At 64.0% G+C, this 16970-nt stretch carries 13 protein-coding genes and 1 other RNA gene; 8 read left to right on the top strand and 6 right to left on the bottom strand.

Translation table 11 applies throughout. The features are described from left to right. Positions 1-5: 5 nt before the first annotated feature. On the bottom strand, positions 6-2477 hold the full coding sequence (locus tag ASD31_RS02170; RefSeq protein WP_056328628.1) for an ATP-dependent helicase: 2472 nt from the start codon (positions 2475-2477) through the stop codon (positions 6-8). A 104-nt stretch (positions 2478-2581) separates the two neighbouring features. Further along, positions 2582-2812: a hypothetical protein gene (locus ASD31_RS02165; RefSeq protein ID WP_056328626.1), complete on the bottom strand. Its 231-nt coding sequence runs from the start codon at positions 2810-2812 to the stop codon at positions 2582-2584. Between ASD31_RS02165 and ASD31_RS02160 the strand changes: the two genes are divergently transcribed. The 4 genes from ASD31_RS02160 (at position 2813) to ASD31_RS02145 (ending at position 12678) form a co-directional block, all read left to right on the top strand. After that, positions 2813-4018 (top strand): efflux RND transporter periplasmic adaptor subunit, encoded by a 1206-nt coding sequence (locus tag ASD31_RS02160; RefSeq protein ID WP_056328624.1) that lies wholly within the window; start codon positions 2813-2815, stop codon positions 4016-4018. It abuts the gene before it with no gap. 11 nt (positions 4019-4029) lie between these two features. Then, a complete protein-coding gene (locus ASD31_RS02155; RefSeq protein WP_056329327.1) occupies positions 4030-7179 on the top strand; it encodes an efflux RND transporter permease subunit in 3150 nt (1049 codons plus the stop codon). Between the two features lie 231 nt (positions 7180-7410). Further along, entirely contained in the window at positions 7411-8820 is a 1410-nt protein-coding gene (locus tag ASD31_RS02150; RefSeq protein WP_056329324.1) for an FAD-binding oxidoreductase, read from the top strand. A gap of 81 nt (positions 8821-8901) precedes the next feature. Continuing rightward, a complete protein-coding gene (locus tag ASD31_RS02145; RefSeq protein ID WP_056329321.1) occupies positions 8902-12678 on the top strand; it encodes an AsmA-like C-terminal region-containing protein in 3777 nt (1258 codons plus the stop codon). Positions 12679-12797: 119 nt separating this feature from the next. Here ASD31_RS02145 and ASD31_RS02140 read toward each other — a convergent pair whose 3' ends face one another. The 4 genes from ASD31_RS02140 to ssrA all read right to left on the bottom strand — a co-directional run bounded on the left by ASD31_RS02140 (position 12798) and on the right by ssrA (position 14336). Next, positions 12798-13034, bottom strand: coding sequence for a ribbon-helix-helix domain-containing protein (locus ASD31_RS02140; RefSeq protein WP_056329318.1), 237 nt, complete (start codon positions 13032-13034; stop codon positions 12798-12800). A gap of 33 nt (positions 13035-13067) precedes the next feature. Next, complete coding sequence (locus tag ASD31_RS02135; RefSeq protein WP_056328621.1) at positions 13068-13262, bottom strand: DUF4169 family protein; 195 nt, start codon at positions 13260-13262, stop codon at positions 13068-13070. 62 nt (positions 13263-13324) lie between these two features. Then, a complete protein-coding gene (locus tag ASD31_RS02130; RefSeq protein WP_056328619.1) occupies positions 13325-13852 on the bottom strand; it encodes an SspB family protein in 528 nt (175 codons plus the stop codon). Between the two features lie 122 nt (positions 13853-13974). Next, positions 13975-14336: a transfer-messenger RNA gene (gene ssrA / locus ASD31_RS25125) on the bottom strand. 132 nt (positions 14337-14468) lie between these two features. Here ssrA and ASD31_RS02125 point away from each other — a divergent pair. From ASD31_RS02125 to ASD31_RS02110, 4 genes are all read left to right on the top strand, one after another. Further along, complete coding sequence (locus ASD31_RS02125; protein WP_056328616.1) at positions 14469-14777, top strand: DUF2853 family protein; 309 nt, start codon at positions 14469-14471, stop codon at positions 14775-14777. Between the two features lie 121 nt (positions 14778-14898). After that, positions 14899-15693, top strand: coding sequence for a thymidylate synthase (locus ASD31_RS02120; protein WP_056328615.1), 795 nt, complete (start codon positions 14899-14901; stop codon positions 15691-15693). Positions 15694-15750: 57 nt separating this feature from the next. Beyond that, on the top strand, positions 15751-16356 hold the full coding sequence (locus ASD31_RS02115; protein WP_056328612.1) for a glutathione S-transferase: 606 nt from the start codon (positions 15751-15753) through the stop codon (positions 16354-16356). Next, positions 16349-16864, top strand: coding sequence for a dihydrofolate reductase (locus ASD31_RS02110; RefSeq protein ID WP_056328610.1), 516 nt, complete (start codon positions 16349-16351; stop codon positions 16862-16864). Before ASD31_RS02115 ends, ASD31_RS02110 begins: the two co-directional genes overlap by 8 nt. The last annotated feature ends 106 nt before the right edge of the window (positions 16865-16970 follow it).

Genomic DNA, 16970 nt, shown 5'->3' with positions numbered 1-16970 from the left:
ACCCCTCAAACCCTTTCCACAAACCCGTCCAGCACCCGCTTCTGTCCGGCGCGATCGAAATCGATCGTCAGCTTGTTGCCCTCGATCCCCGATATGTTGCCGTTGCCGAACTTGATGTGGAAGACGCGGTCGCCGAGGGTGAATTTCGAGGGTTCGTCGATCTTTGACTTGGCGACCAGTTCGCCGTCGATGGTGCGGGCCTTGGGGCCCGATTCACCGTAGCCGATGCGGTCGATGGAGACGCCGGAGCGGTTGCCCCAATTGTCGCGGGTGGCATCGGTCCTGTTGGCCTGGGCGCGCTTCCAGCCGGGGGTGGAATAGGTGTTGGAGAAAGGCTCCTGCTTGTCGAAGCGGGACTGGCCATAGCCGCCGCGATTGTAGCCGCCATAGGATTGTTCGGTCTCGGCGACATCGACATGGGTGACCGGCAATTCATCGAGGAAGCGCGAGGGCAGGGTCGATTGCCAGAGGCCGTGGATGCGGCGGTTGGAGACGAACCAGATATGGCAGCGGCGCTTGGCGCGCGTCAGGCCGACATAGGCGAGGCGACGCTCTTCTTCGAGGCCCGAGCGGCCGCCCTCGTCGAGTGCGCGCTGGTGCGGGAACAGGCCTTCCTCCCAGCCGGGCAGGAAGACGGTCTCGAATTCCAGGCCCTTGGCGGAATGCAGCGTCATGATCGAGACGGCGTCGAGGTTTTCGTTCTGCTCGACATCCATGACCAGCGCGATGTGTTCCAGAAAGCCGCGCATACTCTCGAAGGCTTCCATCGAGCGGATGAGTTCCTTCAGGTTTTCGAGCCTGCCGGGGGCTTCGGCCGACTTGTCGTTCTTCCACATGTCGGTATAGCCGGATTCCTCCAGGATGGTCTCGGCAAGCTCGGTATGCGGGGTGGTTTCGAGGAGGCCCTGCCAGCGGGCGACCATGGTGACGACGTCGAACAGGGATTTGCGCGGCTTGGCCTTCATCTCGTCGGTTTCGATGAGGTCGGCGGCGGCGGCGAGCATCGGGATATTGCGACCGCGGGCATAATCATGGAGCGCGCGCACGCTGGTATCGCCAAGGCCGCGCTTGGGCGTGTTGACGATGCGCTCGAAGGCGAGGTCGTCGGCCGGCTGGCAGACGAGGCGGAAATAGGCGAGCGCATCGCGGACCTCCATGCGCTCATAGAAGCGCGGGCCGCCGATGACGCGGTAATTCAGGCCGAGGGTGACGAAGCGGTCTTCGAATTCGCGCATCTGGAAGGAGGCGCGCACCAGGATGGCCATATTGTTGAGCGCATGGCCGCCGCGCTGAAGCTGCTCGATCTCCTCGCCGACGGCGCGGGCTTCCTCCTCCGAATCCCAGGCGGCGTGGACCTGCACCTTGTCGTCATCGGGATCGGTGCGATCGGTGAACAGCGTCTTGCCGAGGCGGCCTTCATTATGGGCGATCAGATGGGCGGCGGCACCCAATATATGCTCGGTGGAGCGGTAGTTGCGCTCCAGCTTGATCACTTTCGCGCCGGGAAAATCCTTCTCGAAGCGCAGGATGTTGTCGACCTCGGCGCCGCGCCAGCCATAGATCGACTGGTCGTCGTCGCCGACACAGCATACGTTCTGCGGCACACCCTTGGGGCGCTGGGCAAGGAGCCGCAGCCACATATATTGGGCGGTGTTGGTGTCCTGGTATTCGTCGACGAGGATGTAGCGGAACTTGTCGTGATATTCGCGCAGCAGATCCGGATGGGCGCGGAACATGCGGATCGGATGAAGCAGAAGGTCGCCGAAATCGCAGGCGTTGAGCGACGTCAGCCGGGCCTGGTAGGCGGCGTAGAGTTCGCGGCCCTTGCCATTGGCAAAGGCGCGGGCATCGCCTTCGGGGATTTCGGCGGGGCCGAGTCCCTTGTTCTTCCAGCCGTCGATCAACTGGGCGAACTGCTTGGCAGGCCAGCGCTTGTCGTCGATGCTCTCGGCCTGGATCAACTGCTTGACGAGGCGCACGACATCATCGGTATCGAGGATGGTGAAGGAGGATTTGAGGCCGACGAGCTCGGCGTGGCGGCGCAAGAGCTTGACGCCGATCGAATGGAAGGTGCCCATCCAGGGCATGCCCTCGACGGCGCCGCCGACGAGCACGCCGACGCGCTCCTTCATCTCCCGGGCCGCCTTGTTGGTGAAGGTGACGGCGAGGATCTGGCTCGGAAAAGCCCTGGAGGTGGCGAGGATATGGGCGATACGGGTGGTGAGCACGCGGGTCTTGCCGGTGCCGGCGCCGGCGAGCACGAGGACCGGGCCGTCGAGCGTTTCGACCGCCTCGCGCTGCTCGGGATTGAGGCCGGAGAGATAATCAGGGACGCGTCCGAAATCTCTTGCGGCCATAGCACGTGCGGCGATGCTCCCGGGCGCGTACCCTGGGGACTCGATGTCACTGGGTCTTCTTCGTGCGGGTGCCTGCGGCTCCTCGTCGAAGAAGGGAATATCGTCAAAACCATTGCTCATGCGGCTCAATGTAGTGATTCGGGGGCGAAAGGCCAGAATTTCGTTCTGCTTTCATTCCGCTTGTCCAGCTTCTTCACCGAAACCGGCGCCCGGTTCGGCGGTGTTCACCGACGGTCGGTACCGATGACGGCACTTCCTGTCTTGCGACGGCGATCATGATTTCTCCAATCAGCGGCGGCCGGGATGGCCTCGCCCTTGCCGAAATTCGTTTCTATTACAATTACGTAATGATGGATTTGAAGGATTGCCTGGATCGCGGCAAAGGCAGATAGTCGCATCAGGGACATCCCGTGCGCCGCAGCGGCCGGGACCGCCGATTTCAACTGGAGTTTCATATGCCGCTTTGGAAGCAGCTGACCGTCAGCCTGATTATTCTCGTCCTGGCCGCCGGTCTCCTTGTCCGCTTCGTGCCGGGCGCCGGCGCCCTGTTCCTGAAGGCCGGCGTGCCGGAGCAATTGATCGGCTTTGCCGCGAAAACGGCAAAGGATGGGGAGGGCAGCGGCGCAGCTGGCCGGCGCAATGCAGGCGCCGGCAACAGCGCGCCGCTGGTCGTCACCCAGGAGGTGGAGATCGCCACCGTCAATGACCGGTTGAACGCCATCGGCAATGGCGAGGCGATCCTTTCGGTGGCGGTGACGCCGCAGGCGACCGGCAATCTCACCGAAGTGCTCGTCAAGTCCGGCGACCGGATCGAGGCGGGGCAGGTGATCGCCCGTCTCGACAGCGGCGACCAGAAGGTGGCGGCGGCGCAGGCGCGGCTTGCGCGCGACAATGCACTGGAAAAGGTCGAGCGCAACCGCAAGCTCGGCAATGCCGTGGCGATCGTCGCGATCCGGGACGCGGAATTCGCCCTGGAGGCGGCCGAACTGACGCTGCAGCAGGCCGAGCTCGACCTGAAGCGGCGCGACATCACGGCACCTTCCAAGGGCATTGTCGGCATCATCACCGTCAATCCGGGCGATTACGTCACCACATCGACGTCGATTGCGGTGGTCGACGACCGCTCGCAGATCCTTGTCGATTTCTGGGTGCCGGAACGGTTTTCCAACAAGATCTCGGTCGGCCAGGAGATTTCGGCAACGGCGATCGCATTGCCGACCACGGACCTGTCCGGCGTCATCGACGCGATCGACAATCGCGTCGACCAGGCAAGCCGGACGCTGCGGGTGCGGGCGCGGATCGACAATCCGGACGACAGGCTGCGGGCCGGCATGTCCTTTTCGGTCAGCGCGCGGTTTGCCGGCGACGACTATCCGACGGTCAATCCGCTGGCGATCCAGTGGAGCGCCGACGGCTCCTATGTCTGGCGGGTCGAAGACAGCAAGACCGAGAAGGTGCCGGTCAAGATCATCCAGCGCAATTCCGACAAGGTGCTGGTCGATGCGGAACTGGCAAAGGGCGAGACGGTGGTGACCGAGGGCGTGCAGCGGCTGCGCGACGGCGGCACGGTGCGCATCGCCGGCGAGGACAAGCCGGCCGGAGAAAAGCCAAGGGCTGACGGCGAGGGGCAGAAGCTCACCAGGGCGGAGGCCGGCCAGTGAGCGGCGCCAAGATGCAAGGGGAAAGCGGCGGCAAGGCCGGGTTCACGGCGCTGTTCGTGCGCCGGCCGATCCTGGCGCTGGTGGTCAATACGCTGATCATCGTCGCCGGGCTCGCGGCGCTGAACGGCATCGAGATCCGCGAATTGCCGCAGGTCGACCGGCCGGTGGTGTCCGTCAGCACGAATTTCGACGGCGCCTCGCCGGAAACGGTGGACCGCGAGGTGACCTCGGTGATCGAGGGCGCCGTCTCGCGGGTGCAGGGCATCAAGGATATTTCCTCGACCTCGCAATATGCCCAGAGCCGGGTGACACTGCAGTTTTCCGATACGACCGATATCGGCCAGGCCGCCAACGATATCCGCGACGCGCTCGGGCGGGTGACCGGGCAATTGCCCGAGGATGCCGACGAGCCGCGCATCATCAAGGCCGATTCCGATAGCCAGGCGGTCATCCGCCTGTCGCTCACATCCGACACGCTGTCGATGGAGGACCTCACGCTTCTTGCCGAAAACGAGGTGACCGACCGGCTTGCGGCTGTCGAGGGCGTCGCGGACGTGCAGCTCAACGGCGAGCAGGAAAAGATTTTCCGCATCGACGTCAACCAGTCGAAGCTCGCCGGGCGCGGGCTGACGGTGGTCAGTCTTCGCGACGCGCTGGCGACGGCCGCGCTCGACGTGCCGGCGGGATCGCTGACCAGCGCCGACCAGGAAATCTCGGTCAGGGCGACCGCCGACCTGCAGACGCCGGACCAGTTCGAAAAGCTGATGCTCGGCAACAATGTCCGCCTCGGCGACGTGGCGACGGTGACGCTCGGGCCTGATCTCGGCACCTCCTCCCTGCGCTCGGACGGACGCCAGGGCATCGGCCTTGGCATTATCCGCCAGGCACAGTCCAACACGCTCGATATTTCCGAAGGCGTCAAGAATGCGGTTGCGACGATCTCCAAGATCCTGCCGGAAGGCACGCGGCTGGAGGTTTCCATCGACGATGCGGTGTTCATCGAAGGCGCCATCCACGAGGTGGAGATCGCGCTTGCGGCCTCGGTGATCATCGTCACCCTCGTCATCTACCTGTTCCTGCGCGACTGGCGCGCCACGCTCATTCCGACTCTGACCATGCCGATCGCGCTGATCGGCACCTGTGCGGCGATCTACATGGCCGGGTTCTCGATCAATATCCTGACATTGCTGGCCATCGTGCTCGCGACGGGGCTGGTGGTCGACGACGCCATCGTCGTGCTCGAAAACATCGTCCGGCGGCGAGGCGAGGGCATGGGCGCGCGGGCGGCGGCGGTGCTGGGCACGCTCGAAGTGTTCTTCGCTGTGATCGCCACCACGGCGACGCTGGCGGCGGTGTTCGTGCCGCTTTCCTTCCTGCCGGGGCAGACCGGCGGCCTGTTCCGGGAATTCGGCTTCGTGCTTGCCTTTGCCATCCTGCTTTCGGCCTTCGTCTCGCTGACGCTCTGCCCGATGCTGGCCTCGCGCATGCTGAAAGCCCATAGCGAGGAGCACGCGCAGACCGGCTTCCTGGCGCGGGTCGGCCGGTTTTCGTCCGGTTTCTATCGCCGTACGCTCAGGGCCTGCCTGAATGCGCCGCTGATCGTCTTCATGGTTGCGGCCATGGTGACGCTGGCCGGGGCCGGGGCCTTCACGCTCCTGAAATCGGAACTGACGCCGACCGAGGACCGTTCGCGCATCTTCGTGCGCATCCAGGCGCCGCAGGGTGTCTCGCTCGATTATACGCAGGCCCAGATGCGCCGTGTCGAGGAGGGGCTGCAGCCGCTGGTCGATAACGGCGAGGTGGCCAGCGTGTTTTCGATCTCCGGCCAGGGCGGCTCGGTCAACAGCGGCTTCATGATCCTGGTGCTGGCGCCCTGGAACGAGCGCGAGCGCAGCCAGCAGGAGATTTCCGACGACATTACCAAAATGGCGGCTGAAATACCCTCGATCCGCGTCTTTCCGGTGCAGCCAAACAGCCTGGGCATCCGCGGTGCCGGCAATGGCCTGCAGGTGGCGCTGGTCGGCAACAACTATGACAAGCTGGGTGCCGCGGCGGCGCAGCTGGTGCGCCAGATGGAAGACAGCGCCGCTTTCGAGAATGTCCGGCTGAACTACGAGGCCAACCAGGCGCAATTGTCGGTGACGATCGACCGGGAGCGGGCGTCGGATCTCGGCATCGACATCAAGGGCCTTTCCTCGGCCTTGCAGGCCATGCTCGACGGCAACAGCGTGCTCGATGTCTTCGTCGAGGGCGAGGCCTATCCGGTCAAGCTCCTGTCGACGACCAATCCGGTCAACGATCCCACAGACCTGCAGAACATCTTCCTCAAGACCGGCGACGGCAAGATCGTGCCGATCTCCACCATTGCCAGCATCGAGGAGAAGGCGGTGGCGCCGCGCCTGTCACGCGAATCGCAGCTTCGCTCGGTTTCGCTTTCGGCCGGCCTGGCCTCCGGCGTCGGGCTTGGCGATGCGCTCTCCATGGTGGAGGACATGGCCGAGCCGCTGCTGCCGCCGGGCTCGCGCGTCGTGCCGCTGGCGGAAGCCGCGACCCTGAACGAGAATGCCAGTGGCCTGTTCATTACCTTCGGCTTTGCGCTAGTGATCATCTTCCTGGTGCTGGCAGCCCAGTTCGAAAGCCTGATCAGCGGGTTGATCATCATGACGACGGTGCCGCTCGGGCTTGCCTGCGCCGTCTTCGCCATGCTGATGACCGGCAATACGCTCAATATCTACAGCCAGATCGGGCTGGTGCTCCTGGTCGGCATCATGGCGAAGAACGGTATTCTCATCGTCGAATTCGCCAACCAGCTGCGCGATCGGGGCGAAGATTTGCGCTCGGCCATCGAGAATGCGTCGAATATCCGCCTGAGGCCGGTGATGATGACGATGATCGCCACCATTGTCGGCGCCCTGCCGCTGGTGCTGGCAAGCGGTGCCGGTGCGGAAGCCCGCGTGGCGCTCGGCTGGGTGCTGGTCGGCGGGCTGGGGCTGGCAACGGTGGTGACGCTCTACCTGACGCCCGTCGCCTATCTGGTGATCGCACGCTTCACCAAGCCGCATGCGGACGAGGAACGCCGCCTTGCCCGGGAACTGGCGCAGGCGGAACAGCTGGAACTGGCGAAGTCCGACGACCTGGGCCTGGCGAAGGCCGCCGAATGACATTGGATGCGGGGATTTCGGCCGACAGTCCGCCCGCGCCATCCACCCGCTGCCCGTGAACATGGCGGGTGGCCATGCGGCTGTGACCGGACAGTCTCACCCCGACGCAATTTGAGGCTGAGGCGTTCAGCTTCCGGATGAGGTTCTGGACAAAATGATTCCGGTTTGCACAGTAGCGCCTTGAAATCCAAGAATTTCCGCGATGGCCAAGAGGTCGCGGAGGGAGCGGACATGGCATTGAAGGCAATCAAGGCGGGCAGTCGCAATGAAGCAGGCATGGCGGTGGCGCTGCGGCTGATGGGCGAGCGATTCGGCAACCGGTTCCAGACGAGCGAGGCCGTTCGCGCCCAGCATGCGCACACAACGACCTATCTTCCGGCGCAACTGCCCGACGGGGTGGTCTTTCCCGAGACGGTTGCCGAGGTGGAGGCAATCGTCGGCATTGCCGCTGAGCACGGCGTGCCGCTGATCGCCTACGGCACGGGGTCCTCGCTCGAGGGCCATATCAATGCGCCGCATGGCGGCATCAGCGTCGATACGAGCCGGATGGACAAGGTGCTGGAGGTCAATGCCAGCGATTTCGACTGCACGGTACAACCGGGCGTGACCCGCGAGGCGCTCAACATCCATCTGCGCGATACGGGGCTTTTCTTCCCGATCGATCCGGGCGCCAATGCCTCGATCGGCGGCATGGCGTCGACGCGGGCCTCGGGCACCAATGCGGTGCGCTACGGCACGATGAAGGACAATGTGCTCTCGGTCACCGCCGTGACGGCGGCGGGCCGGGAAATCCGCACCGCCCACCGTGCGCGCAAATCCTCCGCCGGTTACGACCTGACCCGGCTTTTCGTCGGCGCCGAAGGCACGCTCGGCATCCTGACCTCGATCACGCTCAGGCTGCAGGGCATTCCCGAAATGATCGCCGGCGGCGTCTGCTCCTTCCCGACGGTCGGCGATGCCTGCAATACCGTCATCCTGACGATCCAGTCGGGCATTCCGGTTGCCCGCATCGAACTGCTCGACGCGCTGCAGATGAGGGCGAGCAACGCCTATTCCGGGCTGTCTTTCGCGGAGGCGCCGACCCTGTTCGTGGAGTTTCACGGCAATGCCGAAAGCGTCGCACTGCAATCCAGGCAATTCGGCGAGATTGCCGCCGAATTCGGCAGCTCGCCGTTTCTCTGGACCGCCAATACCGACGAGCGCAATGCGCTGTGGAAGGCGCGCCACAATGCCTATTGGGCACAGAAAAGCCTGGCGCCGGGCCTTGCCATCCTTTCGACCGATGTCTGCGTGCCGATCTCGCGGCTTGCCGATTGCGTCGAGGCGACGCATGCGGATATTTCCGCCCATGGGCTGATCGCCCCGATCGTCGGCCATGCCGGCGACGGGAATTTCCATGTCGGCCTCCTGTTCGACGACAAGGACGAGGCCGATGTCGTTCGCGCCGAGGCCTTTGTCGCAAGGCTCAACGAACGGGCACTCTCCATGGACGGGACCTGCACCGGCGAGCACGGCATTGGCCAGGGCAAGATGCCCTTTCTCGAAGCGGAACTTGGCGACGCGCTCGACCTGATGCGCCAGGTGAAGCGGGCGCTCGACCCCGGCAATATCTTCAATCCCGGCAAGATTTTTGCCATGTGAAAATGTCGCCCGGATGCTAAGGAGTGGTCGGCGCCGCCGGTGGCGCTATCTGCCATGGTCAATGGTGAGGGTCTTCAACTGGTGCTTTCGCGAATTCTGGTTTCCGTTGGTGGTCTTCTGGTGGTGGCGCTGTTTGCGGCGCTGATCGCCCCGCTGTTCGTGGACTGGACCGATTTCCGCAAGGATTTCGAGCGCGAGGCGACGCGCATCATGGGCAAGCCGGTGGTGGTGCATGGCAGCGTCGATGCGCGGCTCATTCCCTTTCCCTCGGTGACGCTCAACGATGTGCGCGTCGGCCAGTCCGAAACCGGCGAGCCGCTGATCCAGGTCGAGCGTTTTTCCATGGATGCCGAACTGGCGCCCTTCCTTTCCGGCGAAGCGCTGATCTTCGACATGCGGCTGGAGCGGCCGAAGGCGAAGATCCGCTTGCTGCCGGACGGCACGCTCGACTGGGCGCGGGGCCGCAGGGCATCGATCCCCGCAAAGACGGTCGTGCTTGAAAACGTCGCCATTACCGACGGCCAGATCGATTTCATCGACGAGCAGACCGGTCGCACGAGGCGCATTACCGGGCTGGAGGCTGATCTTTCCGCCCGCTCGCTGGCCGGGCCGTGGAAGATGGAGGGGCGGGCAGCCCTTGACGGGGAGGTGGGCAGCTTTGCCTTCTCCAGCAGCGAAGCGGACAAGGAAGGCTCGCTGGGCCTTCGGGCGCGGCTAACGCCCGACAACCGTCCTTTCGGGGTCGAACTCGACGGCGACCTCAAGATCGTCGATTTCAAGCCGCTCTACGAAGGCAAGTTCACGCTGACGGAGAACAAAGACCAGAAGGACGCCGAGGAGAGCGCGGCGCTTCGGGTGAACGGCGAATTCCAGCTAACCAACGAGCGCATCCGGGTGCCGGATTACCGGCTGGAGATCGGCCCAAAGGACGATCCCTATCTGGTGACCGGCGAGGCGACGCTGGACACCGGCAAGGACCAGGAATTCCTTCTGCTCGCCGACGGCCAGCAGATCGATGTCAGCCGCATCGGCAATACCGGCGTGGCCGGCAAGACCGGGCGCGATCCGGCGATCTCGGTGCGCCAGAGGCTGGCCGCGATGCTGGCGATCGCCGCCGACATCCCGATCCCGCAGGTGCCGGGCCGGGCGAGCCTGAAACTGCCGGCGATCGTCATCGGCGATACGACGGTGCGCGACGTGCGGCTGGACTTGAGGCCGGACCGCGGCGGCTGGATGATCGACAAGGCGGTGGCGCAATTGCCCGGCCGCACCCAGCTGGAGGCAAGCGGACGGCTGCAACTGAACGGCCAGCGGGCCTTTCGCGGGGATTTGCTGGTTGCCTCCAACCAGCCATCCGGCCTTGCCGCCTGGCTTGCCGGCTCCGTCGATCCGGCCATCCGCAAGCTGAAGACCGCCGGTTTTTCGGCGACCGTGAACATTACCGACCGGCTGCAGCAGTTCGAGCGGCTGGAGGTGGCGGCGGGACCTGCCGTGTTGCGCGGCCGGATCGAGCGGCAGGCGCTCGACGACGTGCCGCCGACGCTTTCGCTGCAGCTCGAAGGCAACCGCATCGACCTGGAGGCGCTGCAGGCGCTGGCCGGTCTGGTGGCGGGCGATGCCTCGAATGCGACCGTGCTTTCCCATACGATCGCCGCCGATCTTTCCGCCGAGCATTTCTCCGCCTTCGGAGAGGAGGCCAGCGATGTGCAGGTGGTGGCGACCTTGAAGAACGGCCAGTTGCAGGCCGAGCGGGTTTCGGTCGGCGCCATTGCCGGCGCCCAGCTTGCCCTGTCGGGTCGCATGGGCGGCGATCTTTCGGCGCCATCGATTACCGCCAAGATGAAGCTTGCCTCGCCGGACCTCACCCCCTTCCTCGAGATGCTGGCGCGGCATGCGCCCGCCCATCCCGCCATGGCGCGGCTGGTGGCGAGCGGTCCCTATTACGCCGACACGGCGCTTGATTTCACCCTCACGGCAGGCGGCCCGGACGGCAAGGCGCCGGTCACCTTCGGTATTGTCGGCACGGCGAACGGCACGAAGATCGCCGCCAACTACCAGGCGCCCGATCTTGCCCAGGCGCTCAAGGGGCAGGGGCTTTCGCTGGAGGCGACGCTCGAAAACCCCTCGACGCCGATCCTTCTGGGGCAGGCGGGTTTCGACCCGCTGCCTTTCGACGCAGATCCGAACGGACTGATATCGCTGAAGCTGAAAAGCACGGAGGACGACAAGGCGAATGCCGCGCTGACCTTCACCACCGGGCAGACCTCGCTGTCGCTGAATGGCGATATCGACCTCGCGCGCGACGCTTTCCTGTCCGGGCAATCGAAGCTGACGCTGGAAAGCCGCGATTTCGAGCCCTTCCTGCTCCTGCAGGGCATCGGCCTGCCGCAGATGGGCACCGGCCTGCCGCTGGCGCTGACGGCCGATATCGCAACGACGCCTGAGGCCGTGGCGCTTTCGAATATAAGCGGCAAGGCCGACGGCAATGGCTTTTCCGGCGCTGTTACTCTCGACAGGACGAGCCCGGGCAAGGCCGGCGGCAAGATTTCCGTGGATGTGCTCGATCTTGCCTGGCTCGGCGAGGGCATTCTGGGTCAGGTACAGGAAGGCGCGACGGGCGCCCTGTCGGCGGCCACAGTCGTCGGGCCGGCCTGGAGCGGGTTCGACGTGGCGATCGACCTGACGGCGAAGCAATTCTGGCCGGGTCTCTACAGCGCCGTTTCCGATCTTGCCGGCAGGTTCACCTGGAAGGGCGACCAGGTCGAGATCGACGGGCTTTCGGGACAATGGCTGGGCGGGACGGTGAAGGGCCGGCTTCTCCTCGGCAACGGCAATGGCGCCGGCTTCCTCCAGACGCGGCTCGATCTGACGGGCGGCGATCTTGCGGCCGTCGGCTGGACCTCCGGCGGGCAACCGGTCGCAACCGGCCGCTTCGACTTGGCGCTGGCGCTGGAAGCCTCCGGAAAAAGCCCGCGAGCCATGGCCGAATCGCTGAGCGGCTCGGGCACGGCGGTGCTGCACGATGTGATCGTGCATGGATTGAACACCGGGGCGTTGCCGGCCATCATGGTCGCCGCCGACCGGATCGAGGGCGACATCACGCCCGAGGCGGTGCAGCCGCTGGCGGCGCGGGCGATTTTTTCGGGGCAGGCGGCGATCGGGGCGGTGAAAATGCCCTTCAACATTGCCGGCGGCATGCTGCGGGCGCAGAACGTGACAGCGGGAGACGCCGCCGCTGCCCTGACCGGCGACCTCGAGATCAACTTTCCCGACGAGCGCATGCGGGCCGGTATGGACGTGAATTTTCGCCCGGGCGAGGCGGCGGTGACAGGTGCCGAAGCGCAGGCGCGGCTCGATTATGCCGGGCTGCTGTCATCGCCGGGCGTAACGCTTGACGTTACCGACCTCACCAATTTCCTCTCGCTCAGGGCCTTCGAGCGCGAGCGCCGCCGCGTCGATATCCTGCAGGCGAATGTGCTGGAGAAACAGCGGCTGCGCCGTGAAGTGGGACTCTACAAGGCCAAGGCGGCCGAGCGCGAGGCGGAGCGCCTGCGGGCGGTGGAAGAGCAGAGGCGGCGGCAGATGGCGGCCGAGGCTGCGGCGCAACAGAAGGCCGAAGCCGCCGCAAGGGCGCTGGCGGAGAAGAAGGCGGCGGATGAGGCGAGGGCTGCCGAGGAGGCCGCCCGCAAGGCCGAACAGCAGAACCTCGATCTGCTGCCCTTCGATCCGGGCGGCGTGGTGCGGGGCGGCGAACTGACGCCGCCGCAGGATGGCGCCGTCATATCACCGCCGGTCGAGGAGCCGGCGACCCGCAACCCGGTGCTCAATTTCGACGCGCTTCCCGGCGTCACGCCCTAGCGGCAAAGCGCCCGATTGCTGAATGAACGAGGCGGTGGCCCGGCATTCGCGGACCGTCTGCGCGCTGGTATTGCGAGCCGGTCTTCCCGGCGCATGGCGCGGCAACGGTGCGGCAGACGTCAGGATGGGTCGCCGGCTCTGTCGGATGGCGGGGTCTTGAGCCAGGTGAGCACATGGACGCGAAGCGCCGAGGAGAGATTGCTGGCGGGATCGCGACTGTCGTCTATTTCTGCGATCAGGCCGGCCAACGGCATGCCACGGCTTGCGGCGATCGCCTTCAGTTCCTGCCAGAAGGGCTCTTCCAGCGAGAAACTGGTCCTGTGGCCGTGCAGCGTGGCGGAATGCTTGCGGATCACGGGCATGTCGGCGGCCGCTTTCGCTGGGAGGGGTCAGTTCTTGTCGGCGGGGCGGTCCAGCCGCCCCTGGTCCAGGGATTTTTCGGCCTTGTCGTTCAGTTTCCCGGTCAGCAACTTTTCGTCCTTGGTGCGGCCGAAGCTGATGCGGTTCTGTTCGGCGTTCCTGTCCTTCTCCGCCCGCGCCTTGCGCTTGCGGACCTGGCGCAGATTGACCACATCGCCTGTCATTGCGACCCCCCAGGGAAAGGCAAGCGCCTCTGTTCTTCTTGCGCCTCGGTTTTTCTTGCGGCTCAGTTTTTCTTGCGGAACGAATCGAGCGAGACGACGGAGCCGCCTTCCTTCTTGCCGTCTTCGGCCGGCTTCGCGGCGACTTCGGCTTCCGGCTCGCCGGGCTTTTCGACCGAAGCAACGGGAGCGACCGGATAGGCGGTGATCTCGGCGCCTTCGTCCTCCTCGGCGGCGGCGACATCGAATTCAAGCTCGAAATTCACCGACGGATCGTAGAAGCCGCGAATGGCGTTGAAGGGGATGACCAGTTTTTCCGGCGTATCGGAGAAGGACAGGCCGATCTCGAACAGGGTTTCCGTGACCTTGAGTTCCCAGAACTGGTGCTGCACGACGATGGTCATCTGCTCGGCATATTTGGCCTTGAGATGCTGGGAAATGCGCACGCCCGGCGCGCCGGTGAGGAAGGTGATGAAGAAATGATGATCGCCGGGGAGGTGACCTGTGGCTGCGACCTCGATCAGGACCTTGCGGATGACGCTGCGAAGCGCGTCCTGCGCGAGAATGTCGTAGCGGATATGGTCTTGACCCATCGGATCCCCGTCTTTCTTGTCACTCAACACTGTCACATGATGCCGTCGGCTCTGTACACGGGCCAAGGCGCGCATGCTAGCTAATTTGCATGATCTATAGACCATTTCAAGGCGGGGGAGAAGGTGAAGGCTTCTGTTGCCAGGTGCCTTCGGACCCCGCCCAAGAGTGCGACCCCTTAGGACTTGATTTGAAGTGTCACACTGCGATTAAGCAGCGAGACGAGCTTCCGCATAGTTGTCGTTTGCAACTACTAGTTTAGCCCGATAACGGTGGTACAATGCCGGGTAAAAAGTCGATCTTTACGCCCTTGTCGATCCTATTTCGCCCCCATCAAAAGCCGGTCCATCGAAACGACCGGTTTTTGGTGGAGGCGCCGGGTACCGCCCCCGGGTCCAATAGGTTTATTTCACCGCCTATTTATCACCATAGCCGCCCGAAGACGGCATAACAGATATAGGTGTTTGCGATGTTCAAGAAAAGGGGGCCTGTCGAAATTAGATGATTTGCGCCTTTCGGTTGAAAAGCCTCGCCTTGACTTGTGCGCGGAGCGTGAAAAACTCGGATCGCGCCGTCATGAGGCCGGCGTATTGAACCCATGCTTATGAAGGAAACATCATGACCGACTATCTCGCGGATGTGCAGAAATACGATAGCGGCGCCGATCAGGCGGTGGTGAGCAAAATCGTCAAACATCTCGGTATTGCGCTGCGCAACAGGGATTCCTCGCTGGTTTCCGCTTCGGATCCGGCGGAACTGGCGCGCGTCAAGGAAAAATGGTGCGGCAAGAAACTCGGCGTTACCGGAGCCGATGCCGATGCTGCCATCGACGCCGCCGCCAAGGCGATGGCTGCGGATCGCTCCAAGTCGCGGGTGACCTTCTATTATCTGGTGGCAAAGAACCTCGGCAAGCTGGAAACGGTCTGACGCACCGCGCGTTCCCCGACTGAGTGAAGCAGAGCTGGGGAAACCGGGGATTGGATATTGGTTCGCCGTCGTGTTGGGCCTAGAAGAGAATCAATCAGGGCAGAGGACTCGGCGGCGACCCATGAAGCAATATCTCGATCTCCTGGCCCATGTGATGGAGAACGGTTCCGACCGCGGCGACCGGACGGGGACCGGCACGCGCTCGATCTTCGGCCACCAGATGCGGTTCGATCTTTCGGAAGGCTTTCCGGTGCTGACCACCAAGAAGCTGCATCTCAAGTCGATCATCCATGAATTGCTGTGGTTTCTGAAGGGCGATACCAATATCGGCTATCTCCAGGAAAACGGCGTTAACATCTGGAACGAATGGGCGGACGAGAACGGCGATCTCGGTCCCGTCTACGGTTACCAGTGGCGGTCCTGGCCGACCCATGACGGGCGGCATCTCGACCAGATAACCGCCCTGCTGGACGGGCTGAGGACGAATCCCAATTCGCGCCGGCACATCGTTTCGGCCTGGAACCCGGCGCTGGTGGACGAGATGGCGCTGCCACCCTGCCATTGCCTGTTCCAGTTCTATGTGGTGGACGGCAAGCTGTCGTGCCAGCTCTACCAGCGCTCGGCCGATATTTTCCTCGGCGTGCCGTTCAACATCGCCTCCTATGCGCTGCTGACCTTGATGGTGGCGCAGGTCTGCGGCCTCCAGCCGGGCGATTTCGTCCACACTTTCGGGGATGCCCATATCTACCACAATCATTTCGACCAGGCGCGCGAACAGCTTTTGCGGGCGCCAAGGCCGCTGCCGGTGATGAGGCTCAATCCCGAGGTCAGGGATCTTTTTTCATTCCAGTTCGACGATTTCGAACTGGTCGGCTACGAGGCCGCGCCACATATCAGGGCGCAGGTTTCAAAATAACCGCGACGGTGGCATGGTGGCAGCCGGAGCGTCATCCAACCTTGGCCGGAGGAACACATGCTGACACTGATCCACGCGCCGCAGTCGCGCTCCTCGCGCATCATCTGGCTGCTTGAGGAACTGGGCGCCGACTACGACATACGCTATGTCTCGATCCGCCGCTGGGACGGCTCCGGCGGGCCGGACGACAACAATCCGCATCCGCACAAGCAGGTGCCGGCGCTCTTGCACAACAATGCGCTCGTTACCGAATCCACGGCGGTCGTGCAGTACCTGACCGAGCTTTACCCGAATTCAGAACTGGGCCGCCCACCCGGTCATGCGGAGCGCGGCGCCTATCTGAGCTGGCTCGCCTATTACGCCGGCGTCATCGAGCCGTCCGGAAGCGCCTTTCTTGGCGGACTTGCCGCCAATAATCCGCAGATGACGAAGATCTACGAGGAAATGTGCGTGCATGTGATCGAAACGCTGTCGAAACAGCCGTTCCTGCTTGGAAAGACGGTCAGCGCCGCCGATCTGCTGCTTGCCAGCGCGCTCGGCTGGATGCGCAGACTGCTGCCGGAAAGCGCCGTCGTCGACCGCTATGTCGAGACCATGACGGCACGGCCGGCACTGGCCCGCGCGCGTGCCATCGACAGCAAGCCGGACGAACTTCATGTCTGATCCGAAGATCGTCCTCGTCGTCGCCGTTTCATCGAACGGGGTCATCGGCCGCGACGGCGACCTGCCCTGGCGGTTGCCGAGCGATCTCAAGCGCTTCAAGGCGCTGACGCTGGGGCGCCCGGTGGTGATGGGCCGCAAGACATGGGCGTCGATCGGCAGGCCGCTTCCCGGCCGGCCCAATATCGTCATCAGCCGCGATCCGGCCTTCGTGGCGGAAGGCGCATTCGTCGCCCGCTCTCTGGACGCGGCGCTGGCCGAGGCGGGCAGGCGGGCCCGCGAACTCGAGGTCGATGAGGTCTGTATCATCGGCGGCGGGCAGATCTACCGCGAGGTCATGCCACGCGCCGATGTTCTGCATGTCACCGAGGTCGCGGCCCATATCGACGGCGATACGTTCTTTCCGTCCATCGACCAGGCCCTGTTCGACAAAATCGTGGACGAGCCCCTGCCGCAGGGGGAAAAGGACAGCCATGCCATGCATTTCACGACCTGGCGGCGGAAAAGCTGAGCAAAGCCAACTATTTTTCCGGATTTACGGTGAAGTTGGATCGGCCGCGTTGAAAGCCGTTCTTTAGATACCTATAACGGGATCACATCGAGGCCCGCGGCGCGTC

This window comes from Rhizobium sp. Root482 (genome assembly GCF_001426565.1).
Classification (GTDB): domain Bacteria; phylum Pseudomonadota; class Alphaproteobacteria; order Rhizobiales; family Rhizobiaceae; genus Pararhizobium.
The sequence above is the reverse complement of the archived record's forward strand: the minus strand, read 5'-3'. Positions and strand labels throughout refer to the sequence as shown.

Coding starts and splice junctions, on each gene's coding strand:
- ASD31_RS02170 (WP_056328628.1), bottom strand. CDS start 2,477: ATGAGCAATGGTTTTGACGATATTCCCTTCTTCGACGAGGAGCCGCAG.
- ASD31_RS02165 (WP_056328626.1), bottom strand. CDS start 2,812: ATGAAACTCCAGTTGAAATCGGCGGTCCCGGCCGCTGCGGCGCACGGG.
- ASD31_RS02160 (WP_056328624.1), top strand. CDS start 2,813: ATGCCGCTTTGGAAGCAGCTGACCGTCAGCCTGATTATTCTCGTCCTG.
- ASD31_RS02155 (WP_056329327.1), top strand. CDS start 4,030: ATGCAAGGGGAAAGCGGCGGCAAGGCCGGGTTCACGGCGCTGTTCGTG.
- ASD31_RS02150 (WP_056329324.1), top strand. CDS start 7,411: ATGGCATTGAAGGCAATCAAGGCGGGCAGTCGCAATGAAGCAGGCATG.
- ASD31_RS02135 (WP_056328621.1), bottom strand. CDS start 13,262: ATGACAGGCGATGTGGTCAATCTGCGCCAGGTCCGCAAGCGCAAGGCG.
- ASD31_RS02130 (WP_056328619.1), bottom strand. CDS start 13,852: ATGGGTCAAGACCATATCCGCTACGACATTCTCGCGCAGGACGCGCTT.
- ASD31_RS02125 (WP_056328616.1), top strand. CDS start 14,469: ATGACCGACTATCTCGCGGATGTGCAGAAATACGATAGCGGCGCCGAT.
- ASD31_RS02120 (WP_056328615.1), top strand. CDS start 14,899: ATGAAGCAATATCTCGATCTCCTGGCCCATGTGATGGAGAACGGTTCC.
- ASD31_RS02115 (WP_056328612.1), top strand. CDS start 15,751: ATGCTGACACTGATCCACGCGCCGCAGTCGCGCTCCTCGCGCATCATC.
- ASD31_RS02110 (WP_056328610.1), top strand. CDS start 16,349: ATGTCTGATCCGAAGATCGTCCTCGTCGTCGCCGTTTCATCGAACGGG.